The 26,657-nt window shown below is 63.1% G+C and carries 24 protein-coding genes and 2 pseudogenes; 15 read left to right on the top strand and 11 right to left on the bottom strand.

The genetic code is table 11. The annotated features are described in order from the left end of the window. Positions 1-145 precede the first annotated feature (145 nt). Positions 146-796: pseudogene (locus tag MUU56_RS22040) on the top strand (ABC transporter permease); the annotation flags it as partial. A gap of 48 nt (positions 797-844) precedes the next feature. Here MUU56_RS22040 and MUU56_RS22045 read toward each other — a convergent pair. Both MUU56_RS22045 and MUU56_RS22050 read right to left on the bottom strand, forming a co-directional pair. Beyond that, positions 845-1,858 carry a substrate-binding domain-containing protein gene (locus MUU56_RS22045; RefSeq protein WP_244769424.1) on the bottom strand — a complete coding sequence of 338 codons (1,014 nt, stop codon included), beginning with the start codon at positions 1,856-1,858 and terminating at the stop codon, positions 845-847. Positions 1,859-1,868: 10 nt separating this feature from the next. After that, positions 1,869-3,221: an ROK family protein gene (locus tag MUU56_RS22050; protein ID WP_244769425.1), complete on the bottom strand. Its 1,353-nt coding sequence runs from the start codon at positions 3,219-3,221 to the stop codon at positions 1,869-1,871. A gap of 186 nt (positions 3,222-3,407) precedes the next feature. Between MUU56_RS22050 and MUU56_RS22055 the strand changes: the two genes are divergently transcribed. The 12 genes from MUU56_RS22055 to MUU56_RS22110 all read left to right on the top strand — a co-directional run bounded on the left by MUU56_RS22055 (position 3,408) and on the right by MUU56_RS22110 (position 17,515). Next, on the top strand, positions 3,408-4,220 hold the full coding sequence (locus MUU56_RS22055; protein ID WP_244769426.1) for a sugar phosphate isomerase/epimerase family protein: 813 nt from the start codon (positions 3,408-3,410) through the stop codon (positions 4,218-4,220). 48 nt (positions 4,221-4,268) lie between these two features. After that, entirely contained in the window at positions 4,269-5,387 is a 1,119-nt protein-coding gene (locus MUU56_RS22060; RefSeq protein WP_398431541.1) for a substrate-binding domain-containing protein, read from the top strand. 110 nt (positions 5,388-5,497) lie between these two features. Continuing rightward, a complete protein-coding gene (locus tag MUU56_RS22065; protein WP_244769428.1) occupies positions 5,498-6,664 on the top strand; it encodes a levoglucosan dehydrogenase in 1,167 nt (388 codons plus the stop codon). Beyond that, the gene (locus MUU56_RS22070) at positions 6,661-8,235 is read left to right on the top strand and encodes a sugar ABC transporter ATP-binding protein (protein ID WP_244769429.1); all 1,575 of its coding nucleotides are present in this window, start codon (positions 6,661-6,663) and stop codon (positions 8,233-8,235) included. Before MUU56_RS22065 ends, MUU56_RS22070 begins: the two co-directional genes overlap by 4 nt. After that, entirely contained in the window at positions 8,228-9,163 is a 936-nt protein-coding gene (locus MUU56_RS22075; RefSeq protein ID WP_244769430.1) for an ABC transporter permease, read from the top strand. Before MUU56_RS22070 ends, MUU56_RS22075 begins: the two co-directional genes overlap by 8 nt. A gap of 217 nt (positions 9,164-9,380) precedes the next feature. Continuing rightward, positions 9,381-11,162 (top strand): extracellular solute-binding protein, encoded by a 1,782-nt coding sequence (locus MUU56_RS22080; protein WP_244769431.1) that lies wholly within the window; start codon positions 9,381-9,383, stop codon positions 11,160-11,162. Between the two features lie 277 nt (positions 11,163-11,439). Then, a complete protein-coding gene (locus MUU56_RS22085) occupies positions 11,440-12,282 on the top strand; it encodes a sugar phosphate isomerase/epimerase family protein (protein WP_244769432.1) in 843 nt (280 codons plus the stop codon). 25 nt (positions 12,283-12,307) lie between these two features. Then, positions 12,308-13,615 (top strand): ABC transporter substrate-binding protein, encoded by a 1,308-nt coding sequence (locus MUU56_RS22090; RefSeq protein ID WP_244769433.1) that lies wholly within the window; start codon positions 12,308-12,310, stop codon positions 13,613-13,615. 63 nt (positions 13,616-13,678) lie between these two features. Continuing rightward, positions 13,679-14,539 (top strand): carbohydrate ABC transporter permease, encoded by an 861-nt coding sequence (locus tag MUU56_RS22095; protein ID WP_244769434.1) that lies wholly within the window; start codon positions 13,679-13,681, stop codon positions 14,537-14,539. Continuing rightward, positions 14,536-15,354, top strand: coding sequence for a carbohydrate ABC transporter permease (locus MUU56_RS22100; protein WP_244769435.1), 819 nt, complete (start codon positions 14,536-14,538; stop codon positions 15,352-15,354). The genes MUU56_RS22095 and MUU56_RS22100 overlap by 4 nt, the downstream gene beginning before the upstream one ends. 23 nt (positions 15,355-15,377) lie before the next feature. Continuing rightward, a complete protein-coding gene (locus MUU56_RS22105) occupies positions 15,378-16,400 on the top strand; it encodes an alcohol dehydrogenase catalytic domain-containing protein (protein ID WP_244769436.1) in 1,023 nt (340 codons plus the stop codon). Between the two features lie 44 nt (positions 16,401-16,444). After that, positions 16,445-17,515: an ABC transporter ATP-binding protein gene (locus MUU56_RS22110; protein ID WP_244769437.1), complete on the top strand. Its 1,071-nt coding sequence runs from the start codon at positions 16,445-16,447 to the stop codon at positions 17,513-17,515. Between the two features lie 80 nt (positions 17,516-17,595). On the opposite strand, the pseudogene MUU56_RS22115 reads toward MUU56_RS22110, so the two are convergent. From MUU56_RS22115 to MUU56_RS22130, 4 genes and pseudogenes are all read right to left on the bottom strand, one after another. Further along, positions 17,596-18,006 (bottom strand): annotated as a pseudogene (locus MUU56_RS22115) (ATP-dependent DNA ligase); the annotation flags it as partial. A 148-nt stretch (positions 18,007-18,154) separates the two neighbouring features. After that, positions 18,155-18,988, bottom strand: a complete 834-nt coding sequence (gene sigJ, locus MUU56_RS22120) for an RNA polymerase sigma factor SigJ (protein WP_244769438.1) — start codon at positions 18,986-18,988, stop codon at positions 18,155-18,157. 26 nt (positions 18,989-19,014) lie between these two features. Beyond that, entirely contained in the window at positions 19,015-19,509 is a 495-nt protein-coding gene (locus MUU56_RS22125; RefSeq protein WP_244769439.1) for a carboxymuconolactone decarboxylase family protein, read from the bottom strand. A 19-nt stretch (positions 19,510-19,528) separates the two neighbouring features. Then, the gene (locus tag MUU56_RS22130) at positions 19,529-19,906 is read right to left on the bottom strand and encodes a hypothetical protein (protein WP_244769440.1); all 378 of its coding nucleotides are present in this window, start codon (positions 19,904-19,906) and stop codon (positions 19,529-19,531) included. Between the two features lie 137 nt (positions 19,907-20,043). Here MUU56_RS22130 and MUU56_RS22135 point away from each other — a divergent pair, with 137 nt between their 5' ends. Continuing rightward, a complete protein-coding gene (locus MUU56_RS22135) occupies positions 20,044-20,367 on the top strand; it encodes a hypothetical protein (protein ID WP_244769441.1) in 324 nt (107 codons plus the stop codon). Positions 20,368-20,767: 400 nt separating this feature from the next. Here MUU56_RS22135 and MUU56_RS22140 read toward each other — a convergent pair whose 3' ends face one another. After that, entirely contained in the window at positions 20,768-21,931 is a 1,164-nt protein-coding gene (locus MUU56_RS22140; RefSeq protein WP_244769442.1) for a cupin domain-containing protein, read from the bottom strand. Between the two features lie 286 nt (positions 21,932-22,217). On the opposite strand from MUU56_RS22140, the gene MUU56_RS22145 reads away from it, so the two are divergent. Next, positions 22,218-23,282: a LacI family DNA-binding transcriptional regulator gene (locus MUU56_RS22145; RefSeq protein WP_244769443.1), complete on the top strand. Its 1,065-nt coding sequence runs from the start codon at positions 22,218-22,220 to the stop codon at positions 23,280-23,282. A 12-nt stretch (positions 23,283-23,294) separates the two neighbouring features. On the opposite strand, the gene MUU56_RS22150 is transcribed toward MUU56_RS22145, so the two are convergent. From MUU56_RS22150 to MUU56_RS22165, 4 genes are read right to left on the bottom strand one after another with little or no spacing between them, the layout of a single operon-like run. Beyond that, positions 23,295-23,939, bottom strand: coding sequence for a class II aldolase/adducin family protein (locus tag MUU56_RS22150; RefSeq protein ID WP_244769444.1), 645 nt, complete (start codon positions 23,937-23,939; stop codon positions 23,295-23,297). Further along, the gene (gene otnK, locus MUU56_RS22155; protein ID WP_244769445.1) at positions 23,936-25,150 is read right to left on the bottom strand and encodes a 3-oxo-tetronate kinase; all 1,215 of its coding nucleotides are present in this window, start codon (positions 25,148-25,150) and stop codon (positions 23,936-23,938) included. Before otnK ends, MUU56_RS22150 begins: the two co-directional genes overlap by 4 nt. Then, positions 25,144-25,842, bottom strand: coding sequence for an alpha/beta fold hydrolase (locus MUU56_RS22160; RefSeq protein WP_244769446.1), 699 nt, complete (start codon positions 25,840-25,842; stop codon positions 25,144-25,146). The genes otnK and MUU56_RS22160 overlap by 7 nt, the downstream gene beginning before the upstream one ends. Further along, positions 25,842-26,648: an HpcH/HpaI aldolase family protein gene (locus tag MUU56_RS22165; protein WP_244769447.1), complete on the bottom strand. Its 807-nt coding sequence runs from the start codon at positions 26,646-26,648 to the stop codon at positions 25,842-25,844. The genes MUU56_RS22160 and MUU56_RS22165 overlap by 1 nt, the downstream gene beginning before the upstream one ends. Between the last annotated feature and the right edge of the window lie 9 nt (positions 26,649-26,657).

A 26,657-nucleotide genomic window follows, 5' to 3' on the forward strand; every position in this document is an offset into this window, starting at 1 on the left:
CGTCGCAAGAAAGCTCATCACGATCCTCAATGCAATGCAGCGCGACAAAACCAACTTCGCTTGAACACAGTTGCCATGAGGGCCGCATCGAGGTTCTCGGCGGCGACATGGCGCGGTCCGCGCATCGGCACGGCGTCTACCCGCGCGCATGTCGCAGGCCTTCACCGGCAGCGGCTATGTTCAGTCGATCGTATCGGTTGAGGTCGGCGAGTTCCCTGCCGGCCACCGCTCGTAAACCGCTCTGCCAGTCTCCCTCAACCTGCGCGCCCGCTTCAACCCGGAGCTCGACAAGGGATGGTTCGGCGCGATAAGCAACGTCATCACCTCGATCACCATGCTGTCGATCGTCCTCACCGGCGCGGCGCTCATCCGCGAGCGCGAGCACGGCACCATCGAGCACCTGCTGGTGATGCCGGTAACCGCCTTCGAGATCATGGTGAGCAAGGTCTGGTCGATGGGCCTTATCTTGTTGGCGGCGTCCGCCTTCAGCCTGGTCTTCGTCGTGGGAGGCGTGCTCGCCGTGTCGTCAACGGCTCGCTGGTCCTGTTCCTTGCCGAGCGGCACTCGACATCTTCGCCATGACCTGCCTCGGCATCTTTCTTGCTACTGTCGCCGGCTCTATGCCTTGGTTCGCGCTCCTGCTGATGATGATGCGCCGCAACAACTGCTTTCGGGCGGCATCACCCCGCTCGAAATCATCCAGATCATCATGCTCGCGGCGCCCAACGCGCATTTCGTGATGCTGGCGCAGGCCGTGTTATTTCGGAGGGCAGGGCTGGATGTGGTATGGCCCCAAACTTAGTTCAAGATCGCGCCGATCGTTCGAATCCTTTCAAGAGCGGGGCTATTTTTCCGGGCCGACGAGGCTGAGCTTGCGCAGCACTTCGCGCGGCGCCGGCATGCGCCAGACGGTCTGGAAACATTCCACGACATTGCGCGCCGTGACGGCAAGGCCGGGCAGCGCGACCCAGGCGGGGGCTAGCCGGCCGAGGAGAGCGGTCACGACTATGGAAGCGGCGGTCTCGCCCTGGCGGAAGGGTTGCTGGGCGGCGATGGCAACGAGCGGTTCACTGGCGGCGAGTCCGATTGCAGCCTCCTGGCCAAGGTCCACCGTCGCCATCGAAATCCTGCGGCCCATCGTTTCGAGAACCTGGGCAGCGGTCATTGCCGGCGTGTCCCAGACGACGAAGAGGCCGGCAAGTCCGGGATGGGCTTCGGCAAGGTTTCGCGTGGTCTTGGCGACTTCTGAAAGGGCAGGGAACCGCCGCATACGCAGCGTCACATCCGGACGGTTGATCTGCATCCACTTGACGAAGGCGATTTCGCGCTCGTTCGTTGCAAAGAAGTCGGCGTCATAACCAAGTACGCCAACCTCCGCACCATCAGGCAGATGAGGCGACAATCCTTCCGCCGCAATCTTGCCGAGCCCGAAATTGTCCGCCGAGACGAGCGAGATATAATCCTTGCCCGGAAGAAGGCCGGTCGGCACGTTGTCGAGCAGGACGAGCTTTATGCCGGCCGCCGCGACGCGCGCATGCGCCGCTGCCACTTTGGAATTCGCAACGGGCAGCGAGATGATGGCGTTCGGTGCCTCGCCGATCAGCCGCTCCAGCGCCTCGATCTGCACCTCCGGCGTGAAGGCGCAATCGACCACATCGATGACCGCGACCCCGCAATTGCCGAGCATGCCGACAATGCCGGAGAGCTGTTGTTTGGCCCAGTCGCTGGCAAGCGTGTGGAGCACGATCGCGACACGGAAGCCGCTTGCCCGTGCGCGCGCCATGTCTTCCGGCAGCAGCAGCACCCGCTCGGGCGCCGATGCCCGCTCGCCGTGAGGGCCGAGACCAGTAATCGCCATTGCTTCCTCCTCAAACATCCGGCGGCCGCAGGCTGTTTCCCTCCATGGTCTTCCTCCGGGCAATCTCGTCCTTCACCTGCTGGAAGAGCGGATGCGCCTGGGGCCGGCCGGCCATGATCCAGTCCCTCAGCATGGCAGGGGCGAACAGGCCTTCCGTCGCGACGATCGCGGCCCCGACAAGCCCTGACGAACTGCCCATCTGCGAGCGGATGATTTGCAGGTCCCGGCTCACCAGCGGATGGCAGGCGCCGTAGATCGCCTCGCGCGCGGCGGCAAGAAGGATGTCGTTCGTCTGGGCGATCGAACCCGATAGCACGATGAGTGCCGGGTTCAGCATGTTGGCCAGCGTCGCGACCACCTGACCGATCAGCCGGCCGCTCTGCGCGAGAATATCGATCGCCGCGGCGTCGCCCATTTGTGCAGCCTGCGCGACTTCGAGGGCCGTGATCTCGCTACCGCGCCGCATATGCTCGGCAAGGATAGGGCTCGCGCCATGCTCGGCCGCCACCTTGCCGTCCTGGGCGATGTGGTCGGAACCGGCCATGGCTTCCAGCGTGCCGGTCCTGTCGCCCACCGTCACCGGAACGGAACCGATAAGGCCAACGGCGCCCTGCGCGCCGCGAAACAGCGCGCCGTCGTTTGCAAGACCGGCGCCGATGCGTTTGCCGACCTTGACGAACAGCATGGTGTTGCGGCCGCCGCCAGCGCCGGCATGGAGTTCGCCCATCGTCATCGTCTCGACACTGGAGCGCAACCAAACCGGAGCGTCGAAGGCCGCGATGAGCGTCTCGACCAGCGGGAAGCTCTCCCAGCCGGGCAGGACCCCGGGCGTGCTGCGCTGGAAAAGCGCTTCACCGCCATCCGGCACCGCACCGGGTACGGAAATGGAAATGCCATAGAGCTGCGGATCCGCCTGCCGCTCGAGAATCCAGCGGAAAAGCGTGATCAGTCGCTCTGCCAGGGCGGAAACCGGCTGGGCCAGCTCGGCTGCCTCATGATGCTCCATGAGCAGGGATCCGGCGAGATCGGCGACGCCGACGCCGATGGCGGTCTGGTCGAGCGTCGCAACGAGAATGCGGCCGCGATCTGCCGCAAACCGCACGAGGCGCGGCGCGCGGCCGCCGGTGGGGGTGCCGAGCTCGCTTTCATCGATGAGGCCCAGTTCGCCGAGCGTTCCGAGCCGATCCGCGACGACGGCGCGCCCAAGCTCGCTGTGGCGTTCGATTTCCTGGCGGGTGGTGGCCTGTTCGGTGCGAACGAGGTTGAGGATGTCGACGAGGCTGGGGGCAGCGGTTTCGGAGACGCGCGGACGGCCTTTGCGGCGGGGATATCCATCAGTTTGCGCGGTCGCCGTCGTCGGCATGGGTTTTCCTTTCTGGCGGCTTCGCCTTCTTTCCCTTGATAATGCCGCTTGTTTCGACTGGCAACATCGGTCTTTTGCATTAAATCTGCAAAAGAGCTAGAAGATATGCGCATAAATAATTGACATCAGGTTTTTCGCGCCGTAAGACGGTCTGCAAGTCACGACGGTCACTGGGAGGAGGCGCCGATGTCGAACTTCAAGCTCGCCTATCATGCGAACTGCTGGGGCAATCTCGGCGGGGATGCAGTCGGCGTAACCTCGATCACCAATCTCGCTTACCGCACCTTCGGTGACATGCGCCGTGCCTTCGCCGACATTGCCGCGGCAGGCTACGAAGGCGTCGAGCTCTTCGACGGCAACCTTCTCGATTTCAGCACTGACGACATGCGCTCCCTGCTCGCCGATAATGGGCTCGCGCTGGTGGCGACCTATGCCGGCGGCAATTTCATCTTCGACGATATCCTGCCGGAGGAACTGGCCCGCGTGGTGCGCGCGGCGGATCGCGCCGCCGAACTCGGTGCACCCCATCTCGTTGTCGGCGGCGGCGCCAAGCGCTTCGACGGCATCCGCGAGGCGGACTATCACAAGCTCGCGGCCGCGCTCGACCGGGTGAAGGAGATCGCCGAGGCGCGCGGCCTCACCGCCCATTATCACCCCCATCTTTCGACAATCGTCGAGGGGCCGGCAGACGTGCGCAAGATCTTCGGGCTAACCGGCATCCATTTCTGCCCGGACACGGCCCATCTCGCGGCCGCTGGCGGTGATCCGACCGCCCTCATTCGCGAGCATGCGGCGCGCATCTCCTATGTCCATCTCAAGGGTTTCCAGAAGGAGCCCTTCACCTTCACGCCCATCGACCGTGGCGACGTCCCGACGGACGGGATCATCGCAGTCCTTCGGGAGGCCGGCTTTGCCGGCTGGGTTTGTACCGAACTCGATTCCTGGCCTGATCCGCTTGAGGGAGCGAAAGCGAGCATGGCCTATCTTAAATCGGCCTGACGGCCGCGACCGGGGCGGGAGCCCCACTTTCGGGAGGAGAAAGTGATGATGACGAGACGATTCCTGTTGGGTACGGCCGCCGCGCTGGCGCTTGCTCTTACCTATTCTGCACCGGCTTCGGCCGATCCGGACACCGCGCTGGCGGAGCTCCAGAAGACGGTCCTCTCCAAGGGGCCTTCCGGCGAAGATCCGTCGCCGGCGTCCGATGTTATGCTGAACGACGAGGAACTCGCCAAGATCAAGGGCATGAACGCGACGGCGGCGATCGTCATGCATTATGGCGGCAATGACTGGTCGCGCGCCCAGGTCAACGGCCTGCAAACCCAGTTCGCCGCGATGGGCATCAAGGTTCTTGCAGTGACCGATGCGGGCTTCAAGCCGGAAAAGCAGGTCGCCGATATCGAGACGATCATGGCGCAGAAGCCGAGCGTCATCGTCTCGATCCCGACCGATCCGACGGCGACGGCCGCAGCCTACAAGGCGGCGGCGGAGGCCGGCACCAAGCTCGTCTTCATGGACAACGTGCCGACCGGCTTTGTGGCCGGGAAGGACTACGTGTCGGTCGTCTCGGCGGACAATTACGGCAATGGCGTCGCCTCGGCTCATCTAATGGCGAAGGCGCTGAACGGCGAGGGCGATATCGGCCTGGTGTTCCACGCTGCCGACTTCTTCGTCACCAAGCAGCGTTACGAAGCCTTCAAGGCAACGATCGCCGCCGATTACCCCAACATCAAGATCGTGGCCGAGCAGGGCATCGGTGGGCCGGATTTCTCAGGCGACGCCGATAAGGCGGCGTCTGCGATCCTCACGTCCAACCCAAACATCAAGGGCATCTGGGCCGTCTGGGACGTGCCGGCAGAAGGTGTGATCTCGGCCGCGCGTGTCGCCGGTCGCGACGACCTCGTCATCACCACCATCGACCTCGGCGAGAACGTGGCGATCTCGATGGCCCAGGGTGGTTTCGTCAAGGGGCTCGGTGCGCAGCGGCCCTATGATGCCGGCGTGGTCGAGGCCAAGCTCGCCGGCTATGCGCTGCTCGGCAAGGAAGCCCCCGATTTCGTCGCACTTCCCGCTCTCCCGGTGACGCGGGAGACTTTGCTCGACGGCTGGAAAGCGGTCTATTCCAGTGAAGCGACCGACAACATCAAGACGAGCCTCGGCCAGTGATGATGGCAGGCACGGGGCATGATCATGCTCCGTGCCGCATGGAGTGAGCCGGCCCAGGCCGGCAGATGGAACGCGGCTTGCCTTAGCCGCTATCATTCAGGAGAAACCCGATGACCAAAGTGATGAACGTCGCCATGATCGGCGGCGGCTTCATGGGCAAGGCGCATGCCATGGCCTATGCCTCCATGCCGATGTTCTTCTGGCCCGCGCCGGCCATTCCCCATCGCAAGGTCGTCGTCGACGTGACGGACGGCATGGCGGAGGAAGCACGCCGCCGCTATGGTTTCGAAGAGGCATCCTCGGACTGGCGCGCTGTCGTCAACCGTCCGGATATCGACGTCGTCGACATCTGCACGCCCAACAATGTGCATGCCGAAATCGCCATCGAGGCGGCGAAGGCCGGCAAGCATATCATCTGCGAGAAGCCGCTCGCCCGCACGGTCGAAGAGGCGAGGGCGATGCATGACGCGGTGGAGGCTGCCGGCGTCATCCACATGGTTGCCTTTAATTATCGCCGCACGCCGGCCGTCGCACTCGCCAGGAAATATATCGAGGAAGGCCGCATCGGCCGCATCCTGAATTTCCGCGGCACCTATCTGCAGGACTGGTCGGCCGATCCGGATTCACCGCTCTCCTGGCGCTTCCAGAAGAAGATCGCCGGCTCCGGCTCGGTCGGCGACATCGCCACCCATGTGGTCGATCTCGCCCACTATCTTGTCGGACCGATCGCCGAGGTGAGCGCGCTCACCACCACCTACAACAAGACGCGCCCCCTCCAGCAGGGCGGCGTCGACAAGCTCGGCGCGGCGGAAAAAGCCAAGGATGCGGAACGCGGTGAGGTGGATGTCGACGACGAGGTCGTCTCCATGCTGAAATTCGAGGGCGGCGCGATCGGAAGCCTGGAAGCGACCCGCAACGCCTATGGCCGCAACAACTTCATCACGCTGGAGGTTCACGGCACCAAGGGCTCGATCCATTTCAACTACGAGCGCCGCGACGAGCTGCAGGTGATGTTCGCCGACGACCCGGCCGATGCCCGCGGCTTCCGCACCGTCTATACGGGTCCGGCGCATCCCTATGGCAATGGCCTCTGGCCGATCCCCGGCCTCGGCATCGGTTATTCGGAGACCAAGATCGTCGAATGCTACGATTTCTTCTCGGCAATCGCGAAGAACCGGCTGCCGAGCCCGAACTTCGAGGATGGCCTGTTGACGGAACTCGTCGCCGACGCCCTTATCCGCTCGGGTGAGACGGGACAGTGGGAGAAGGTGGGATGACTGCGAGCGCCGCTGCCGTCCGCATGACCGGCATAAGCAAGGCCTTCGGCGGGGTGCGCGCGCTGGACGACGTCTCCTTCGAGGTCTTGCCCGGCGAGGTTCATGCGTTGCTCGGCGGCAACGGCGCCGGCAAGTCGACGATCCTCAAGGTCTTGAACGGCGTGCATCGCCCCGATCAGGGCGCAATCGAAGTCGGCGGCGTACCCCTGACGACACATACACCGGAGGCGTCGCGTGCCGCCGGCATCGCGATGAACTACCAGGAAATGAGCCTGGTCCCGACTTTGACAGTCGCCCAGAACATCTTCCTGACGCGGGAATGCCGTGACGGCATGGGGCTCATCGACGACCGGGAAGCCGAGCGGCGCGCGGCAGACATTTTCGCGCTGCTCGAAGTCTTCGTCGATCCGAAAGCCGTGGTCGGGGATCTGGGGGCCGGCCAGAAGCAACTCACCGAAATCGCCAAGGCGATCTCGCAGGACGCCAAGATTCTGGTTCTGGACGAGCCATCCACGGCGCTCGCCGTTTCCGATGTCGAGCGGCTCTTCGTCTTCCTGCGCAAGCTGAAGGCCAGGGGCGTGGCGATCATCTATGTCAGCCACCGCATGGACGAGATCGCCCGCATCGCCGACCGCGCCACGATCCTGCGCGACGGCCGGCATGTCATCACCGCGCCTCTTGGCGAGCTACCGATCGATACGATGATCGAGCACATCGTCGGCAGGCGCTCGAAAGGGCTCTCCGATGTCGAGCGCGGCCATTCCACCAGGGGCGAGGTGCTGCTGGAGCTCGATCGTGTCAGCGGCGTTCACAAGCCGGAAGACATTTCCCTGACGCTGCATCGCGGCGAAGTGGTGGGGCTTGCCGGCCTGCTCGGCTCGGGCCGCTCGTCTCTGGCGCGGGTGATCGCCGGCATCGACCCGGCGGCCAAGGGCGAGATCCGTATCAAGGGCCGCGCCGTCACGATCCGCAAGCCGGGCGATGCGATCGCCGCGGGTGTCGCGCTGGTGCCTGAGGCACGCGCAACGCAGGGCATCATTCCCGCCCATTCGGTGGCCTCCAACATGATCCTCGCCGTCATCGACCGGCTGTCCAAGGGCGGTCTCGTCGACACGAAGGCGGCAAACGCCCTGACCGACGCGCAAATCGAGCGCCTGCGGGTGAAGACGGCGAGCCGCGACCATGCCGTCTCGACGCTTTCGGGCGGCAACCAGCAGAAGGTGGTCATCGGCAAGTGGCTCGCCACCGATCCGGACATCCTCATCCTCGACGAGCCGACGGCGGGTATCGATATCGGTTCGAAATCCGAGATCATCCGCCTGGTGCGTGAACTCGCCGCCGCTGGCAAGGGCATCGTCATAATCTCGTCGGAGCTTTCCGAATTGCTGACCGCTTGCGACCGCATTCTCGTCATGTCCGATGGGCGCGTGCACCAGGATCTGCCGCGCGAAGCGCTGGAGGATCCGTCCGTGCCCGACGACGACCTTGCCCACCGTCTCCAGGCCGCCGAACAGCGCCTGCAGATCGAAATCCAGAAGGCCCTTTCGGTTCAGGAGGTTTCCCATGGCTAACGCCTTCTTCGCCAACTGGCGCCAGAACATCATCTATATCGGCTTCGTCGTCATTTTCCTCGTCTTCGCGGTGACGCTGGCCGACAAGGGGTTCCTCAACCCGAACAACCTGCTCAACATCGTGCGGCAGACGGCGATGATCGCCGTCATGGCGATTGCCATGACCTTCGTGCTCTCGGCCGGCGAAATCGACCTTTCGGTCGGCGCGGTCGCAGGCCTTTCGACCGTCACCGTCGCTATGGCGATCGCCGCAGGCGGCCCGCTCGTCGGCGTCGGTGCCGGCATCGCCACGGGACTTGCGGTCGGCATGCTCAATGGCTGGCTCACCACCCGCATCGGTATCCCGTCCTTTCTCACCACGCTCGCCATGATGGGCATCGCCAAGGGTGTCGCCATGTGGATATCGGCGACCGCGGCCGTGCCGATCCTGTCGCCCGGCTATGCCTGGCTCTTCGGCGGTGGCAATCTCGGACCGGTGCCGGTGCTGCTCGTCTGGATGGCGGTGCTCGGCGGCATCGGACACATCGTCTTGCGTCGTTCGGGCTTTGGCCGACGGGTGCTTGCGACCGGCGGCGGCGAGACGGCGGCGCGCTATTCCGGCATCGATACCAAGGCCGTTAAGTTCAAGGTGCTGGTCATCTCGTCCTCGGCAGCAGCACTCGCCGGCATGCTTTATGCCGGGCGCCTGCAATCCGGCCGCTTCCAGCTCGGCGAGGGCGACGAGCTCTCGGTCATCGCCGCCGCGGTGCTTGGCGGTACCAGCCTGTTCGGCGGCAAAGGAACCGTCATCGGCACAATCGTCGGCGCATTGATGATTGGCCTCATCAACAACGGCCTCATCCTGATGGGCCTCGAATTCAGCCAGCAACTGATCGCCCGTGGCGGCATCATCATCCTCGCCGTCGCGCTCAGTCAGAAAAGGAATTGACGGATGATTGCCACCGTCATCGGCGGCGTCACGGCCTGCTCGGAAACGCGGGAAGAGTTGTATCGCCTGCTTGCACCCAGATGGCACCAACACACTCCGAACTCCGTTGCCTAAATACGCCTTTCGCGTCGATGCGGTCGATCCTGTCGTCTTCATTCGACCGGCTCCCTATGTAAACCATCTCGCCCACGATGCAGCTTGGCATTAGGATGCCTTCATGGCTGAGAAAACACCAAGCAGGCAAACTGCTCAATCGCCCGAGGGGCCATATGAGAACGAGCCCGGTTATGTTCGGGGAACGCTGCAGAAGCAGGATCTCAACCGATTTCTTGATTTCGTCGTGGCGCTCTATGACGAAAGCGAACGCATATTCGGGTTCCAGATCGCGCAGCGGGATATGCGGCTCGTCATAGAGCTCGTCCGCAACCACTTTTCCGGGATGCTGGTCACGAAGTCGTCTCTCGCAGCTTCTTCCGGCCTCTCCTACGGCACGGCGATGCGAGCAATCGACGCCATGCTGGAAGCCAAGCTGATCGTCACGCGGCCGCGAACCTCGACCGGCCTGTCCTACTCGCTTCATCCATCAGGCGACTTGATTTCGCGCTGGCACGCCTTCGCGCATCGTGGTGAGAAGCTGCTTCGCGATGTCACGTCGGAGGTGCATGGCGACCGGGCGGTCGGGCGGCGACCTGCGTCGGAGGTCACGCCTGGGATCATTCCGCCGCCGGCAGTGCTCACGGATAAGCTGTCGCTCGGGCGTGCGCTCCGCATCCTCGTGCATGCGGATACGACCTTCATGGCCATGAGCGCGCTCAAGCGGCAGTTCGAGCTGATCCTCGGTGTGCCCATCGAAGCGCGCGCTCGCCCGATCGATCCGCTGCATGATGAGATCGTCGCGAACTCGAAGCGGTCGCAATCTCGCTACGACCTGATCGCCTGCGATCTGCCATGGTTCGGCGAGATGGGGCACCATGGCCGGCTGTTGCCGCTTGACGAGTTGATGGTAGAGAAGCCCGTCGATGTCGGGGACATCTATCCCGAGGCGCTTGCGAGTTCATGTCATGGCGGCCGGCAGCTCGGCATACCCATGCTGATGACGGGCGAGGTGTTGGCCTATCGAACGGATCTCCTTGAGGAGAAGTGGATCGCTCCGCCCCGGACCGCAGCGGATGTCATCGAGGCGGCGCGACAGTTGCATGCACCCGGGAAGGGCGTTTTTGGCGTCGTCTGGAACGGCGGGCGTGGTACCGCATTGGGCCACAGTTTCATCATGATGATGGGCGCTTTCGGCCGTCCTATCGTCGATCTCGAACGGGCCGGGTATGGCTTCGACGTAGCAGGCGCACATGGCCTTGCGCTCCGCCCAACCTTCCTCTCGGAAGAGGCGAGGCAGACCGTCGATTACATGCGCGAACTGATCGCGTTTTCGCCGCCGAACATACTCGACATCACTTGGTTCGAGCGGACCAGCATATATGCCAACGGCAATGCGGCCATGGCTTATTCGCATTCGCTGCTGGCCCATCTCTACGAGACCGTGCCGCAATCGCCTGCCTATCGCAAGACGGGATATCTGCCGCATCCTGTCGGGCCACATGGCCGGCCAATCGTGCCGGTCGGAGGCTATGCGCTCTGCATTCCGGCGAATATCGCCCAGGCCCGCATTCCATCTGTCTGGCAGGCGCTACGCGTACTCACGTCCTCAAATGCAGTGAAGCTCTATCTGATGAATGGAAGTCTCGCGAGTTCGCGTATCAGCGTCAGCAACGATCCCGAGATCCGCTCGATTTCTCCCTTTATCGGTGCAATCGATGATTTTGCCACACGCGGTTATCTTGGCATGTGGCCGCGTCCGCCAATCGTCGGCATCCCCGAGATCATCGCCATTGCCGGTGAGGAAATCCATGAACTCCTTGCCGGTCGCAAGGGGGTCGGGCAGGCGCTGACCGATGCCCAGAACCGCGCCGACGCCGTCATGCGCAAGCAGGGGCATTATTAAAAGCATTGCATCAGTTCTCCTTGATGCCGGGTTTTATCCATCTTGGATAAAATATCGGCTAGTCCAAGTCTGCATCCTATCTTAGCCTCTTCGCATTCGAGCCGCGGAGATGCGGCCGCAGTGGAGGCTGCGGAAACTGGGAAGGACAAGCCCCTGACGGTCACGGCCGCAGGAGCACCACTAACAGCATGAACAGCAATTGCGCGATGTCGCGCGGGAGACCGGAGCCGGGCGGCACCGGCTCATTGGATAATTGTGCCCGGGAGGAGCGATTTCGATGGCGTTCAGATACGCATTCAACACATGGGCCTATTCCAGCTTTCCCGTCTGGGTGCCCTCCTATTCCATCGAGGAGACGATCCGCCGGATCGCCGATATCGGCTATGACGGCATCGAGATCGGCTGCGCGGCGCCGCATGCGTGGCCGGCGCATCTTTCCGCCGCCCATCGCCGCGATCTCAAGTCCCTGATGGCCGATCTCAACCTCAAGCCCGTCAGCCTGCTGCCTGCACCCGGCGGTGGCCCCGGCAACAACCCGGCTTCGCTTCTCGAGGCGGAACGCAGGGCGACGATAGCGCACTACAAGGAAGTCGTGGATCTCGCCCATGACCTCGGGGCCGATCGCGTGCTCTATATCGCCGGATGGCGGTCCTTCGGCACCGGCTACCAGCAGGCTTGGGACTGGAGCCTGGCAGCGCTCAAGGAAATCGCAGCCCATGCGCGGGAAAAGGGCGTTGGCATCAGCATTGAGCCGACGTCGGCCGACTCTAACCTTATCGATACGCCAGGACAGGCGTTGTTGCTACGTGAACAGGCCGGCTCGGATTCGGTGAAGGTGATGTTCGACACCTACCACGCGCTCTATCGTAACGAGGTGAGTTCGGACTATGTGCGAGAAATGGCCGATCACCTCGATCATGTGCATTTCGCCGACACGGATCGACTGCCGCCAGGCGAGGGCACAGTCGATTGGTTCGGTGTCCTGAAGGCCCTCAAGGAAATCGACTTCAACGGCTACGTCACGATGGAAGTCGGCTTCAGCGGCCGTGATTTCGACCCCGACCGGGTCGCGCGGAGCGCTTTGAACTATCTCAAATCACTAGAGAAAACCCTGGGTTGATTGGCAGCGGGAGGAGGAGCCCCCTATGAATCTGGAATTCAATTATCGCAACCTTGCGAAGGCCACCGCATCGGCGCTGATACTCGCCACGGCATCCGGCGCGATGGCGCAGGAAAACGTGGTGGTACAGTGGGACCAGTTCTCCAATGCCGGTATCACGGCGGCCGGACCGGCTATGGATGAATTGATCAAGGTCTGCGAAGCATCGCTCAAGGATGTGAAAATCCTTCGCACCGTCGTTCCCTCGATTGGCATTCGAGAAAGCTATCGTCTGGCCGTGTCCGCCGACAAGACCCCGGACCTCGGCTATACTTGGCCGGCGGCATCGGTGTTGGCGGGGTATGCCCGCACCGGCAAGGTCGCCCCGCTCGACGACTATTACGAGAAGTACGGCTGGGAGAATGTCGACGCCTTCTATCGCGGCCGCAATTCCTACCAGGGCAAGCTCTACGCCGTTCCGATGGAACAGGACCTGATGGGCGTCTACTACAACAAGGCGATGTTCGAGGAACTCGGTCTCGACGTGCCGAAGACCTATGCCGAATTCAAGGACGTGGTCGAGAAAATCAAGGCAGCGGGCCGCATTCCGATTGCCTTCGGCAACCGCGACCGCTGGCCGGCCACCAATACGATGAGCCTGATATTGGGCCTCACCGCAGGACGTGCCGGCGAAGAGAAGGTGTTCTTCGGCGACGAGCCCTGGACCAATCCGAAGTTCAAGCTTGCAGCCGAGACGTTTCGGCAATGGGGCAATGACGGCTACTTCCCGCGTGGCTTCAACGGCATTGGCTATGACGAGGCGAATGCGCTCTTCCTCGGCGGCCGTGCCGCGATGACGATCACCGGCACCTGGGTGCTGCAGGACATGGCGCGCGGGGCGAAGTTCGATCTCGGCGTGTTCATGCTGCCTCCGATCTCCGAGGATGCGCCAGCCGGCACGATGTGGGGCGAAGGCTCGCAATGGCAGATTGCGGCAAGTGCTGCACAGAACGTCAAGGACGCGGCGGCGAGCTATGTTAATTGCCTGACCTCCAAGGAAAATCGGAAGGTCTGGGTCGAGAAGGGCTATCTGGTGCCGATCGGCACGACGCCCGACGAACTCAATGCCTGGAACACGCTGCCGGTGGTCAAGGACTTCTATGCGGAAGGCTTGAAGACACCGGACACCAATTTCTACGATTTGCACACGACAGTGCCGGAGAGCGTGACGCAGGTGCTCTATCCCGAACTCCAAAAGCTGATCGGTGGGGAAGCGACGCCGGACGAGTTTCTCGCGGCGATGCAGGCCTCCTGGCAGGCGGCCATCGACAATGGCGAACGCTGGGTTCCCTGACCAAGCCCCGGGATCAACCCGGATGGCGGCTCGGGCCGCCATCCCCAAGCTCTGGACAAGATCATGTATACGAGCCGCCAAGCCTGGATGTTCGTGCTGCCTGCATTGCTGCTCTATGCCGCCTTCGTCGCGGTACCGATCCTGCAGGTCGCCGCCTATAGCCTTTTTTCGTGGGACAACGGGTCGATCAAGGCTTTCAGCGGCCTTGCCAATTACGCCCGTCTGGGCACCGACGGCGTCTTTTGGACGGCCTTGGGCCACAATGCGATCTGGGCGATACTCACGCTCTGCTTTCCGCTGTTGATCGGACTCATCCTGGCGTCGATCCTGGCCGAGCGCTCTCCACGGGTCGTGAAGGTCATGAGCGCCATATATTTCCTGCCGCGCACCATTCCGCTGGTCGTTGCAGGTATCATCTGGGGTTGGATCTACAATCCCATCTTCGGATTGCTGAATTACGTGCTCGACCTCGTCGGGCTCGGCTCATGGGGTGGTGCCTGGCTTGCCGAATCCGGTACGGCACTGATCTCGCTCAACGTCGCAGGCGCATGGACCTTCTACGGTTTTTGCGTCCTGATCTATCTTTCGGCGATCCAGTCGATCGATCCCTCGCTCTACGAGGCCGCGTCGCTTGATGGCGCAAGCTGGGGCCAGCGGTTCCGCTTTGTCACTGTACCGTTGCTGAAGAGCACCACGCTGTTCCTCGGTCTCTACTCCGCGATCGAAGCCATGCGCTTCTTCGACCTCGTCTGGGTCACGACCCAGGGCGGCCCGGGCTACGACACTGAAGTGCTGACCACGCACATCTACAAGACCTTCTTCCTCGTCGGTGACTTCGGCTACGCCGCGGCCCTTTCGGTCGTGCTGCTCGTCATCGTGCTTACGGTCGGCGGCTTGAGCTACCGGATTTTGAGGCAGTCATGACCCGCCCGTCCCGCATTCTCCAACACGTCTTCCTGCTGATCTTCGCGCTCTATGCCCTGATGCCGGTCTATCTCGTGCTCCTGGCATCGGTGCGGAGTGAGGCGGACCTCTTCTCCGGCCCTCTCACGCTGCCGTGGCCGATTGACTTCTCCAATTTCCAGCGCGTCTGGTTCGAGAGCGGCTTCTCGCAATTCGTCGTCAACAGCCTGGTGATCAGCGTCGGCTCCACCGCTCTGGTCATGCTGACGGCGCCGCTCGCTGGCTTTGCTTTTGCCAAGCTCAAGTTCAAAGGCAAGGAAGCGGTCTTTGCCCTGTTCCTCGCGGGTTTGGTCGTCCCGGCTCCATCGGTGATCGTCGCGCTCTATGGCGACCTCCAGATGCTCGGCCTGCTCAATACTCGTATCGGCGTCATCCTGCCTCAGGCCGCGCTCCTGCTGCCGTTCTCCATCTTCATGATGCGCACGGTGATGGAGGACGTTCCGGACGAATTGCTCGAGGCAGCGACGATCGATGGCGCGACGCTCTTCGAGACCTTCATCAAGGTCGTCGTCCCGGTGGTCAAACCCGGTCTCCTATCACTGGCGCTGATCGCCTTCCTGTTTTCCTGGCAGGAATATCTACTGCCGCTCGTTGTCATCCAGGACGAAACGCTCAAGCCGCTGACCGTGGGCGCAGCCACACTTCAGGGACGCTACGGTGTCGACTATGGCGGCATTGCTGCGGCCGGCATCATCGCCTTTGCGCCGATCGTCGTGCTGTTCCTTGTTCTGCAACGCTCATTCACGCGCGGCCTCACGGCCGGGGCAGTCAAATAACCATCGAAATCCGGAGTCATCCCATGAAAGCTGTCTTTCTTCCCGGCAACAAGCGAGTGGAGATCCGCGCTGTCGAAGTGCCGAAACCGCGTCAGGACGAAGTGCTGGTTCAGGTCAAGGCGTCCTGCATCTGCCGCAGCGATCTCAGCCTTTATTATGGCAATGCCGTTGTCGGTGGTGACGCGGCAGGCCGTTGTATCACCGGCCACGAACCGGCGGGCGTCATCGTCGAGGTTGGCTCTGCGGTCCGCCAGTTCAAGAAGGATGACCGTGTCGCGATCCATCTCGCGGTCGGTTGCGGTGTCTGCTCCTATTGCCGCGCAGGCCACTTTCACCTCTGCCGCGAATGGACCTGCCTCGGCTTCACCGCCGATGGCGGCAATGCCGAGTATATCGCCGTTCCCGAACGCAACCTGCTGAAACTCCCCGACGACATGTCCTATGTCGCCGGTGCGATTTCCACCGATGCGTTCGGTACGCTGTGCAGCGCCGCTCGCAAGCTCGGCATCAACGGTCTGAGCACCGTCGGCATATGGGGGCTCGGGCCAATGGGGTCGGCCGGCGTGCTCGCCGCCAAGGCGCTAGGTGGAAAGGTCATCGCGCTTGATCCGATTGCCGAGCGTCGCGAATTTGCGCTCGGCCTCGGCGCCGATCTCGCAATTGATCCGACATCAGCCACTGCATGCGAAGAAATCATGGACTTCTCGGGCGGCAAGGGCATCTCGGCAGGACTCGATTGCTCCGGCAACAGCGCCGCTCAGAACATGGCGCTCGATGTCGCGGCACCTTTCGCCAAAGTGGCCTTCGTCGGTGAGAGCCGCGAGACGACGATCAAGCCGAGCGACCAGTTGATCCGCAAGCAGGTCACCCTCATGGGCTCCTGGTATTTCGGTGTTGCGGAATATGAGGACATTCTGCGCATCGTAGAGACCGGCAAGATCGATCTCGAGAGACTCGCGACCCATACGTTCTCGCTCGACGAGGCGGAAACCGCGTTCCGGCTTTTTGACGAGCGCAAGACCGAAAAGGCCGTCTTCGTCATGTGACGCGGATCAGATCGGTCCTGTAAGTGGAAATTAGGAGGAAAGACATGGCGACGGTGAGTTTCGACAGGACACGCAAGGCTTTTGGCGCACATGAAGTGCTCAAAGGTATCTCGCTCGACGTGGCCGACGGTGAGTTCGTCATTCTCGTCGGCCCATCGGGATGCGGAAAATCGACGCTGCTGCGTATGCTGGCCGGCCTGGAGCAGGCGACTGGTGGCGATATCCGCATCGGTGGCAGAAGCGTGATCGGAGTTTCGCCGAAGGATCGCGATATCGCAATGGTCTTCCAGACTTATGCACTCTACCCGCATATGACGGTGTCGGAGAACATGGGCTTTTCGCTCCGGCTTGCCAAGGCGCCGAAGGCGCAGGCCGATGCCCGGATCAAGACGGCTGCCAGCATGCTCGATCTTGGCCAGTTGCTCGACCGCTACCCCAAGGAGCTATCTGGCGGTCAACGTCAGCGGGTCGCCATGGGCCGCGCCATCGTGCGCGATCCGAAGGTGTTTTTGTTCGACGAACCCCTTTCGAACCTCGACGCCAAGCTGCGCGTACAAATGCGCGCCGAAATCAAGGCGCTGCATCAGCGGTTGAAGACCACGAGTATTTATGTCACCCACGATCAGGTCGAGGCGATGACCATGGCCGATCGTATCGTGGTGATGAATGGTGGAAATATCGAACAAGCCGGCACACCGCTTGAACTTTATGACAACCCGGCCAATCTTTTCGTCGCGGGGTTCATCGGCAGCCCCTCCATGAACTTCATTGAAGGGATACTGGAAGCGGGCTCGACCTTCCGCTCCAAGGGCGGGTTCACGATGCCCATGCCGCATGGACTTGCCGCAAAAATGGGTCGCGAGGCGGTTTATGGTATCAGGCCAGAACATGTCGAGATTGCCCGAAACGGCCGGGAACCCACGCTTAGTCCGACGATTACCGTGGTTGAGCCCATGGGCGCCGAAACCCTGATCCTTGCAGAGTTCGACAGCGATAGCATTTCCGTCTCATATCGCGGACGTGACATCTTCAAGCCGGGCGACAAACTGCCAATCGTCATCGACCCGAACCAGGCGCACCTTTTCGACAAGGCTACTGGTGAGAAGATAAGGTGAGACCGTTATAGACTTTGCGGGCCTTCGATTCGTATCTCGTGACGTGGCGAGTTTAGAGACGGGCAAGGTCAATGTGTACTCGATCTCGTACAAGCTCCATTGGGCTCGATATCGCCGTGGCCCTCCTTGTTGAGGACGACGGCTTCGCCATCGAGGATAGCGGTCCCGATGCCGAGCTTGCCGGCGGCCTCTGCAATCCTGGGAAAACGATGCGTCCAGTCGTGGCCGCCGCGCGTGACAATCCGCACGCCCTTCGGCTCAATATAGATCGCCAGGCGATAGCCCGTCCCATTTGAGTTCGTAGAGCCAGTCCGGCCCTTCCGGCGGCGTCGGCCGGAGCAGGGCGAGACAGGGCTCGACGCATTCAGGCATCGGATCGAACGGCAGGCTCGGCTGCTCTGGGTCGCGTCGCGTTTGCAAACCGGACGCGACTGCAGCGTCTCGCGGGGCTCATCGTAAAGGGGGATGACGGATTGGCGCTTTCGATTCATCGGTGTCCATCACATGCGGAGAGTCCGAACATAGGTGTCTTCAGTGAAGATTTCAGATGCGAGCTTGCCTTTCTCGCTGGCAGCCAGGCTCTTGTGGAGCGCATGCATGATGTCGATGACATTGCCATCGACGGGCGCTCCTCGCCCTTCAGGTCACATGCGCGAGCTTGTCGGGATTGCGCACGAGATAAACCGTGGCAATCCGCCCGTCGGCATCGAGATCGAGCATCATCACCGTGTCGAGGCCGGTTTCGGAACTGATCAGCACGCCTGCTCCGCCATTCACCTGCGTCCGGTCGAAACGCCATCCGCCATTGGACGGCTTGCGGGCGATATGCATGAGGAAATCTACGACCTCGGCCGGGCCGCGGAGGACACGGAGCGCCGCGATCACCTTGCCACCGCCATCGGAGATCAGCTCGATATCCTCGGCCAGCATCGCCGCCAGCCCCTCGACTGTGTTCGTTTTCACCGCCGTGCCGATCGCCGTCAGCAGCCGCTCGACATCCGCCTCGCTCGCCGCAAAGCGCGATCGCCCGTCCTTCACGGCCTGCCGTGCCCGCGAGGCCAGCTTGCGGACGACGGCGGGTGACCGACCGAGCGTCTCGCCGACCGTGTCGAAGTCCATGCCGAACAGGTCGTGCAGGAAGAAGGCGGCGCGTTCGAGCGGCGAAAGCGCCTCGAGCGTGCGCATCACCGCGAAGGAGATGTCGAGCTCGCGGTCGCTCGGATTTTCATCCGTCTCGATCACGGGCTCGGGCAGCCATGGGCCGATATAGGTCTCGCGCCGCGCCTTGATCTGCCTGAGCCGATCGAGCGAGGCATTGGTGACGACCCGTGCCAGCCACGCCTCACGATCCCGCACCACCTCGCTGGCGATGAGCTTGATCGCGGCCTCCTGCACGACATCCTCGGCATCGGTGACCGCGCCGAGATAGCGGTAGGCGAGCCGCACCAGCCGACGGCGCAGCGCATCGGGCATCGGTCCATCGTTTCTACCGCCCTGCACTATGCCGCCTCCCGGAATTCCGCGGGCATGATTTCACAGCTCAGCGCCGCGCCGATACCGCGCTTCAGTGTGGGATAGAATTGGCCAGCCGTCACGGCGGAGGCAAGGCCCCAGAGGCCTCTTTCTCCGAAGCGGCTGCGGACTGCCTCAATCAGTCCCGCAAGCTCCAACGAGTCGGCGAGCACGGCGTTCGCATAGTCGGCGGCGAGCCGCATGTCGGCATCGGCAAGACCCGGCCGGGCGATGGAGGCCAGTTGCGCGGTGCTGACGCCCGCCTCCTGCGCGATGCGGACCACCAGCATCGCGCAGGAGCCGCATCCGGATGTTCGGGCTGCAATGAACTTCGCCGCATAATAGGGCGCCGCCGACAGGCCAAAGCGCTCCTGGGTGAAAGGAACAAGCATGCCGAGCTTGAGGAAGCCGCCTGGGCTGAGGTCGGCGAGGTTCTCCATATAGCCGACATCGTAGTCATAACGGGCGCCGAACCGACGCACGGCATTCTTCAGGCATTTCCTAAGCATGGGAGGTCCTCCGCATGAAGACGGCAAACGGCAGCAGCGCCGGCACCACGATCAGGGCGATGTCCCGCGCGGCATGGCCGGGATCGGAGCCGTGCAGGACCATTTCCGCGAGATGCGGCAGCGCATGGCCGAGCAGGAAGATGCTGGCCACCGCCACCAAAGGCCGGGCGATGGCGCTGTGCCAGCCGGCCAGACCGAGCGCACAGCCCGCGCTCAGGAAGCCGAGGCCGATGTCTCGGACGAAATGGGCGTTGAACGGGCCGGTCTCGGTCACACCGGGTACAGTGCCATACCAGAATTGGGGCGCCGCCAGCATGAGGGCGCCATTGAAAAGCTGAAGGGCGGCAAGGGCAAGAAGCAGGGATCGCATGAAAATCTCCTTTCGCCGACAAGGACGAAAGGAGCCAAGGATTGTGACATGCGGCACGGAAATTTCCGCCTTTGCCTCCGCCTGCGATCGTACGCCACGTCAGAAATCCAGGGCTGCGGTCTGGAGCCCAAGCAAGAATGGCCACGCTCAGCCGCGCAGCTTCACTAAGCCGGCGTGATCGTGATTACTTTTGCAAACCACGCGACGCAGCGGAGCCGCGCGATTTCGATCAGGATGACGTCAAGTTCCTGCGTAGCTACGCGACAGTGCACGGACCAATCGTTGATCGCTTATTGAAGCTGTCTGCGTTGCGCTCAAGCGAAGGGTTGTTAAGTCGGCAGCCCATGCCGGCAGACATCGCGATGGCCGAGGCGGGGGCGACGGGGAATAGGGCCGCACAGCCACTAGCTTTGCAATCTTTGCAGTTCGGCATCATCATGGACGATGAAATCTTGCCATAACAAGATCGGCAATAAGACCGGCAAACGATTGCATAAGATCACGCCTATCGCTCTGTTCATAAAGATGAATTTATCGGTATAGAAATCGGCAAAAATGGTAACGCTCGCGAGCATTGAGCCACTCCTCCCCGAAAGCAATCGGGACCTGGAAGATCTGACAATCGAGTTGACGTCGGCGGCCAGCCGCTTCGCTGCGCGCCTGCACCCGCTTATGCGGGCTTCTGTCGGCGATTTGGTGCGTTCGATGAACTTCTACTACTCAAATCTGATAGAGGGGCACAATACGCTCCCGGTCCCGGGCCATGGCAGGTGATTGTGACGCTTCGACCGGACTTAAGCGTCTCGACCGAAGCGTCTGAGATGACATGGCTGGCGTTTGTTTGGGACGCCGGATGCGGACTTATGGCGCGAACGTCTGTTTCACCTTCTGCGGCAAGAGCGCCAGCGGCGCGACATAGCCGTTGTGATCGATGGCATAGCCCAACTTCGCCGCTTGCTTGCGAATCTCATCGGACCACACGATCCGCTTCTTGTGGTCGCCCGCCGTCATCAGCACGAATTCGGCGGTCTGGCTGCCGGTGTTGCGGATCGACCGCCAGGAGTCGGCCGGGAAGGAGTAGAGGTCCTGCGCGTCGACCGTCTGGGTCAGTTCGGCATCCCCCTCGTTCTGGGTGATCTCGACCGCGCCGGAGAAGACGATCATAACCTGCTTCTCGCGCAGCAGGTGGCGGCCGATGGAGCCGCCTGCCGGAATGCGGCCCCATTCGATGGACATGCCGTGCGGATTTGAGATCGGCGGAACGTGATCGCGATCCTCGGTGATACCGTGGCCGAGCACGGGGGCAAGCTCGGCGCCGTGGCCCGGGATGCGACTGTCGAGCAGGGCAGTGGTGGAGAAGACGCGATCATCGCGGCGCACGGCCCGATGGCTCATATCCTCGACGGTATATTTGCGCAGGCTCTCGATCTGCTCGCGCGTCATCGGCTCGATCAGTTCGGAATCGTCCGGCTTGGGCTGGCCGTTTTGCGTATCGACGAGCATATTGTTGCGGGTCAGGTACAGGCCGTGCTCCGCCGCGACTTCGAGGATCCGGGGATGCCAGAGGATGCCGCCCGTGTCGTCGCCGCCGAGCGCGGTGAAGATCCAGCCGTCGCTGTCGCCGACATTCGTGAAGCCGCGGAAGATCCACGTCGGTATGCTGACCACGTCGCCGGCGGTGCAGACGACTTCGCCGTCCTTCCCGTCGGCGCCCCAGCGGAATAGCCATGTACCCTTGAAGATCATGAAGACTTCGGCGGTATAGTGGATGTGCAGGTTGTTGGTGATCCCGGCGGGCATGGCAGCGACGCCGAGGCTGAAGCCGTGCGGCTCCGAGAGGCTGACCTTCTGATCCTTCGACTGGGTCACGCCCGGGCCGATGAGCGAGTAGTTCTCCTTCAGATGGGAGCCCGGCATCTTGCAATCGATGAAGGCGACGCGTTCCGCCACCATATCCTTGCGGCGGACAAGACGGCGCTGGCTTTCCGCCTCGGACACTTGAACGGCGGACGGGGTAGGGGTCATCGAGATCGCTCCTTTGATGCGAGGTTGAGAAAAGGGAAACGACGAGCAGCATTCCTGCCGTCGGTTGCGCTTGAAGGAGAGCGCATGTCGCCGGATGGGAGGAATTCTGCCGTAGATTTCCTATGCATTCGAATGCACGATATCGCTGCATTCGAATGCAGGCAATGCTTTTCTTTGTCTTCCAGTCAGATAAAGTGGAATGGATGAATCGGGTTTGGGCTGCTCAGGCTATGCCGAACCGGGAACCGCATGCCTCTTGCACGCTTGACATTGAGGGATATGTTCGATGGGAACCGACGACGAGATGGATAGAATGCATTCCTCACCGACAGCGCGCCCCAGGCGGGCGACGTCCTACGATGTTGCGCGCGCCGCTGGCGTCGCGCAGTCGACCGTTTCCAGATGTTTCAAGGACGACGCCAAGATCTCGGCGAAGACGCGCGACCATATCCTCAAGATCGCCAGCGACATGGGATATACCGGCAACGCGCTCGCGCGCTCCCTCATTACCCAGCGCTCGAACGTGGTCGGCGTCATTGTCACCGCCTTCACGATCCGCAACAACCCGGAACTGATCTATGCGCTCGGCGAAGCCTTGCAGAATGCCGGAAACAGCCTGTTCCTGATGGTTGTCGAAAACGACGATGCCATCGGCGCTTCCTTGCAGAAGGCGATGGAATATCCGCTGGACGGCCTGATCTGCTGCGCGCAGATGCCCGAGGATTGGATCAGGCAGTTCGCCAACCGCGGTGTGCCGATGGTGTTCTTCAACCGCCTTGTCGATTCCAGCCTGGTAGATTGCATCACGCTCGACCATGCCGGGGCGGGCAGGCGGATCGCCGAGGCGCTTTACCGGGCGGGGCATCGGTCCGTCGTATGCGTCCGCGGGCCGGAACGGGCGCCGGTCAGCCAGTTGCGTGTGGATGCGTTCCGCGACCGGATGGCCGAGTTCGGGATAGGGTCGATCCCCACCGTCTGCACCGATTTCTCCTATGCCGACGGGCGGCGCCGTTTCCTTGATCTGGTTGGCGGCATGAAACGCCCGGACGCGGTGTTCTGCGCCAACGACCAGCTTGCCCTGGGCGTCATCGATGCCTGCCGGTTCGATCTGGGATGGCGCATCCCCGAGGACATCTCCATCATCGGCTTCGACGACATCGCCGAAGCCGGACGACCGAGCTATGCGCTGACGACAGTCCGGCAGCCGATCGTCGACATGGCGGAAACGGCGGCGTCCCTGCTTCTGGCGCGGATCGGCGACCCGGACCTGCCGCCGCGCCGGATCATGGTGCCCGGAGAACTCATCGAGAGAAGTTCGGCCCGTTTGGCGAACGGATCGCCGCCCGCTTGAATGCACGGCCACTTATCTGAAACGGTCGCCGTAATGCGTTTCGATCGCCTCGACCTGATTGGGTGTCAGGCCGTGATGCGGGATGGTGCGCAGTATCAGGCAAAGCCTTGCCGTTTCCTCCAGTTCCTCAGCCGCGAAAGCGGCGTCCTTCAGAGTGCGCGCGGCGACGACCGAGCCGTGGTTCGCGAGCAGGAAGGCCGAATGCCGCAATGCCCGTCCGGAAATCCAGTCGCCGAGGACGGGATCGCCGGGGACGGCGAACGGCAGCAGGGCGACCGCGCCGAGCCGCATCACGGCATAGGGCGTGACGGCGGGCAGCGCATTGTCCGGATCTATTCCGTCCACCATGGACCAGGCCGTCGCATGGGGCGTGTGAAGATGGACGATGGCGCCGGTCTTCGGCCTGCTGCGGTAAAGGGCGAGATGCAGCGGCAGTTCCTTGGAAGGCGGCGGCCCGGAACGATGCGTTCCCGCGTCGTCGCACAGGGAAAGGTCATCCGGCTGCAACGAGCCCAGCGCGTAGCCGCTCGGTGAAATCAGGAAGCCGCCCGAGGCGAGCCGGGCCGAGATGTTGCCCGAACCGCCGCGCGCATGCCCCTGTGCGGCGAGCGCCGCGCCCTGAGCGCAAAACTCCTGTCTCAATTCGGTTTCCGTCATCGGCCTTCCAGAACCTCCAGTGCGCGGTGGAAGAAATCCCGACCGCCGAAATTGCCCGACTTGAGAGCGACCCGCAGGGGACCAGCCGTCAGCGCGGGGACGCCGGGCGCGATCTGCGGGCCGACCTCGAAGCTGGTAATGCCGAGCCCGGTGGCGACCGCGCCAGAGGTCTCGCCCCCCGCCACGACGAACCGAAGCACGCCGTGCTGGCGCAACGCCGCCGCAAGGCGCGCGAAGGTATTTTCGATTGCGGTGGCCACGCGCTCGCGGCCATAGGTTTCCTGCGCGGCAGTGACCTCGTCGGCCGGGCTGGACGCGGCGATCAGCGGCGGGCGGTCCTGCTGCAGCACCCATGCCGCCAGCGTCTCGATGAAGGTGTCGTCGGCGGAGAGCGCTTCGATTACGCTCAGCCGGCGTTGCGGCCCGTCATAGGCGGCGATCTGGCCGAGCGTCGCGGCCGAGCAACTGCCGGCCATCAGGACGGCCCGGCCATCGACGCCGGTCCAGCGGCCGCGGGCCATGCCCTCTGCGCCAAGTGCACGGGCAAGCCCGCTGCCGATGGCCGAGCCGCCCGTGACCAGACGCGCATCGAGGACAAGCCGTCCCAATCGATCGATGTCACCGTCGTCGATCGCATCGGCGATGATGAAGCGTGCGTCCGCTTCGGCCAGCGCCGCTGCGGCATTCTCCGCCCGCAGTACGGCCAGCGGCAGGTGGCCGACTGTCTGCGACGTCTGCCGCGCCAGCCATCGCCGCAGGTCGGGGTCGGTCATCGGGGTCAGCGGGTGCTGCGCCAGCGGGCTTTCCGACAACAGGCGGTCCCCGACGAACAGGTGCCCCTGATAGACCGTGCGTCCCGTCGTGGGAAAGCTGGGCACGAACAGGACGCGGTCCGCGCCGAGATCGTCGGCCAGCGCCTCGGCGACGGGACCGATATTGCCCTCGGGCGTCGAATCGAAGGTCGAGCAATATTTGAACAGAATGCGTTCTGCACCTTGCTTCAAAAGCCAGTCCACCGCCGCGCGCGAGGCGGCGACGGCCTCGGCCACGGGAACCGAGCGGGTCTTGAGCGCCACGATCGCCGCCGCCTCGTCGGTGGCGGAGGCCGGCAACGGGCCTGCATAGAGGCGGGTGGCAAGCCCCGCCTGCGCAATCATGTTGGCCAGGTCGGCCGATCCGGTGAAATCGTCCCCGATGGCGCCGATCAGCATGGGCGGATCTCCTTTTCCTTCAAAAAACCGGCTATCGCCTCGGCACAGGCCTGCGGTGCCTCCAGCGGCAGGAAATGCCCCGCCCCCTCGATCAGGATCAGCGTGTGTGCTCCGATCCCTGCCGCGCGTTCCGCCCGCTCGTAAGGGGCGGCCTTATCCTCGCGCCCCGTCACGAACAGGACCGGCGCGCGCGTGGCCGCGAGCATCGGCTCGGCGCCCGGGCGTGTCAGCGCAAGTTCGGTCTGCGCCGGAAGATGGGCGGCCGCTGCCTCGGCCATGGCGACGATCCGCTCGCCGATGAGCGGGTTGCCGCTCGCCGCCGGGCAGACCATGGCAGGCCACAGCGCGGACATGACGGGCCGCGCCCCCCGGCTGGAAACCGCCGCCAGCTGCTCCAGCCGCGCGGCGCGTTTTTCAGGCATGTCGGCGAAGGGATTGGCCGCCAGCAGAACAACCGCGCGCGCCCGGATCCGGTCGACGTGGTGGGCTGCGAGGATCGCGCCGAGGGAAAAGCCCAGAACGATGTCCTGCGGTTCCACCGCGGCGAGGTCTCCGGCGTAATCCTCGACCGAAGGACGGTCGAGCATCACTGTCCGGCAATCTTGCGGCGGAACATTCAGGATATCGAGGACCGGCCTGAAGACGTCGGCCGTGCAAAGCGTCCCCGGCAGGAGCCACCAGCGCGCCGCCATCAATAGCCGCCCTGCGCCGGCGAGCACGCGGCCGTTGCGCCAAGGGTCTCGGCCACCGCCGCGCGCATGCCGCGGGTAAGGATGCCGAAATCGTTGCCGGGCGTGACCAGAGCGAAGCCCTGCGCCACGCGGCGTGCCGCCTCGGCGCCGTCGGCACAGAAGATTCCGGCCGGGATTCCCGCGGCCTTGGCCTTTTCCAGCACATGGGCGATGACCTCTTCGGACTTTCGCCGGTCCGGTCCGACGCAGCCGTCGAAGACGAAGGCGAGGTCGTTCGGGCCGATATAGATCATGTCGACCCCCTCGACGGCGAGGATCGCGTCGAGGTTTTCGACGGCCGCGACGGTCTCGATCATCGGGATGACGAGAATCTCGGAATCGGCATGCGCCACATAGTCCGCCCCACCATAAAGCAGGCCGCGGGCAGGCCCGAACGAGCGGATGCCCGTCGGGGGATAGCGGCAGGCGCGCACCAGTTCCGCCGTCTCTTCGGCGGTGGAAATCATCGGACAGATGACCCCGTAGGCGCCGCTGTCCAGCACGCGCATCATGAATGCGGGATCGAGCGAGGGAACGCGTACCAGCGGAACCGCGGGGGTGGCGGAAATCGCCTGCAGCATGTGCAGGGCGTCGGTCGGGCCGATCATGCCATGCTGGAGATCGACGGTTGCGGCATGGACCCCGGCATGTCCCATTCCCTCGGCGGAATAGGACGAGGGGATGGACAGCCAGGCATTGACGATGGTCTGCCCCTCAGCAAGCCTCTCGCGGAGAGGATTGCGGCGGATGTTCGGTTGATCGTTCATGTCGTGCGC

The sequence above is a fragment of the Shinella yambaruensis genome (genome assembly GCF_022899355.1).
In the GTDB taxonomy this organism is placed as follows: domain Bacteria; phylum Pseudomonadota; class Alphaproteobacteria; order Rhizobiales; family Rhizobiaceae; genus Shinella; species Shinella yambaruensis.

What these genes read in the sequence shown, in the direction of transcription:
- MUU56_RS22100 (WP_244769435.1), top strand. Translation starts at nt 14,536, where the DNA reads ATGACCCGCCCGTCCCGCATTCTCCAACACGTCTTCCTGCTGATCTTC.
- MUU56_RS22105 (WP_244769436.1), top strand. Translation starts at nt 15,378, where the DNA reads ATGAAAGCTGTCTTTCTTCCCGGCAACAAGCGAGTGGAGATCCGCGCT.
- MUU56_RS22085 (WP_244769432.1), top strand. Translation starts at nt 11,440, where the DNA reads ATGGCGTTCAGATACGCATTCAACACATGGGCCTATTCCAGCTTTCCC.
- MUU56_RS22165 (WP_244769447.1), bottom strand. Translation starts at nt 26,648, where the DNA reads ATGAACGATCAACCGAACATCCGCCGCAATCCTCTCCGCGAGAGGCTT.
- MUU56_RS22065 (WP_244769428.1), top strand. Translation starts at nt 5,498, where the DNA reads ATGACCAAAGTGATGAACGTCGCCATGATCGGCGGCGGCTTCATGGGC.
- MUU56_RS22095 (WP_244769434.1), top strand. Translation starts at nt 13,679, where the DNA reads ATGTATACGAGCCGCCAAGCCTGGATGTTCGTGCTGCCTGCATTGCTG.
- MUU56_RS22130 (WP_244769440.1), bottom strand. Translation starts at nt 19,906, where the DNA reads ATGCGATCCCTGCTTCTTGCCCTTGCCGCCCTTCAGCTTTTCAATGGC.
- MUU56_RS22045 (WP_244769424.1), bottom strand. Translation starts at nt 1,858, where the DNA reads ATGGCGATTACTGGTCTCGGCCCTCACGGCGAGCGGGCATCGGCGCCC.
- MUU56_RS22050 (WP_244769425.1), bottom strand. Translation starts at nt 3,221, where the DNA reads ATGCCGACGACGGCGACCGCGCAAACTGATGGATATCCCCGCCGCAAA.
- otnK (WP_244769445.1), bottom strand. Translation starts at nt 25,150, where the DNA reads ATGCTGATCGGCGCCATCGGGGACGATTTCACCGGATCGGCCGACCTG.
- MUU56_RS22135 (WP_244769441.1), top strand. Translation starts at nt 20,044, where the DNA reads ATGGCCACGCTCAGCCGCGCAGCTTCACTAAGCCGGCGTGATCGTGAT.
- MUU56_RS22090 (WP_244769433.1), top strand. Translation starts at nt 12,308, where the DNA reads ATGAATCTGGAATTCAATTATCGCAACCTTGCGAAGGCCACCGCATCG.
- MUU56_RS22075 (WP_244769430.1), top strand. Translation starts at nt 8,228, where the DNA reads ATGGCTAACGCCTTCTTCGCCAACTGGCGCCAGAACATCATCTATATC.
- MUU56_RS22060 (WP_398431541.1), top strand. Translation starts at nt 4,269, where the DNA reads ATGACGAGACGATTCCTGTTGGGTACGGCCGCCGCGCTGGCGCTTGCT.
- MUU56_RS22150 (WP_244769444.1), bottom strand. Translation starts at nt 23,939, where the DNA reads ATGACGGAAACCGAATTGAGACAGGAGTTTTGCGCTCAGGGCGCGGCG.
- MUU56_RS22055 (WP_244769426.1), top strand. Translation starts at nt 3,408, where the DNA reads ATGTCGAACTTCAAGCTCGCCTATCATGCGAACTGCTGGGGCAATCTC.
- MUU56_RS22110 (WP_244769437.1), top strand. Translation starts at nt 16,445, where the DNA reads ATGGCGACGGTGAGTTTCGACAGGACACGCAAGGCTTTTGGCGCACAT.
- MUU56_RS22140 (WP_244769442.1), bottom strand. Translation starts at nt 21,931, where the DNA reads ATGACCCCTACCCCGTCCGCCGTTCAAGTGTCCGAGGCGGAAAGCCAG.
- MUU56_RS22070 (WP_244769429.1), top strand. Translation starts at nt 6,661, where the DNA reads ATGACTGCGAGCGCCGCTGCCGTCCGCATGACCGGCATAAGCAAGGCC.
- MUU56_RS22080 (WP_244769431.1), top strand. Translation starts at nt 9,381, where the DNA reads ATGGCTGAGAAAACACCAAGCAGGCAAACTGCTCAATCGCCCGAGGGG.
- sigJ (WP_244769438.1), bottom strand. Translation starts at nt 18,988, where the DNA reads ATGCCCGATGCGCTGCGCCGTCGGCTGGTGCGGCTCGCCTACCGCTAT.
- MUU56_RS22145 (WP_244769443.1), top strand. Translation starts at nt 22,218, where the DNA reads ATGGGAACCGACGACGAGATGGATAGAATGCATTCCTCACCGACAGCG.
- MUU56_RS22160 (WP_244769446.1), bottom strand. Translation starts at nt 25,842, where the DNA reads ATGGCGGCGCGCTGGTGGCTCCTGCCGGGGACGCTTTGCACGGCCGAC.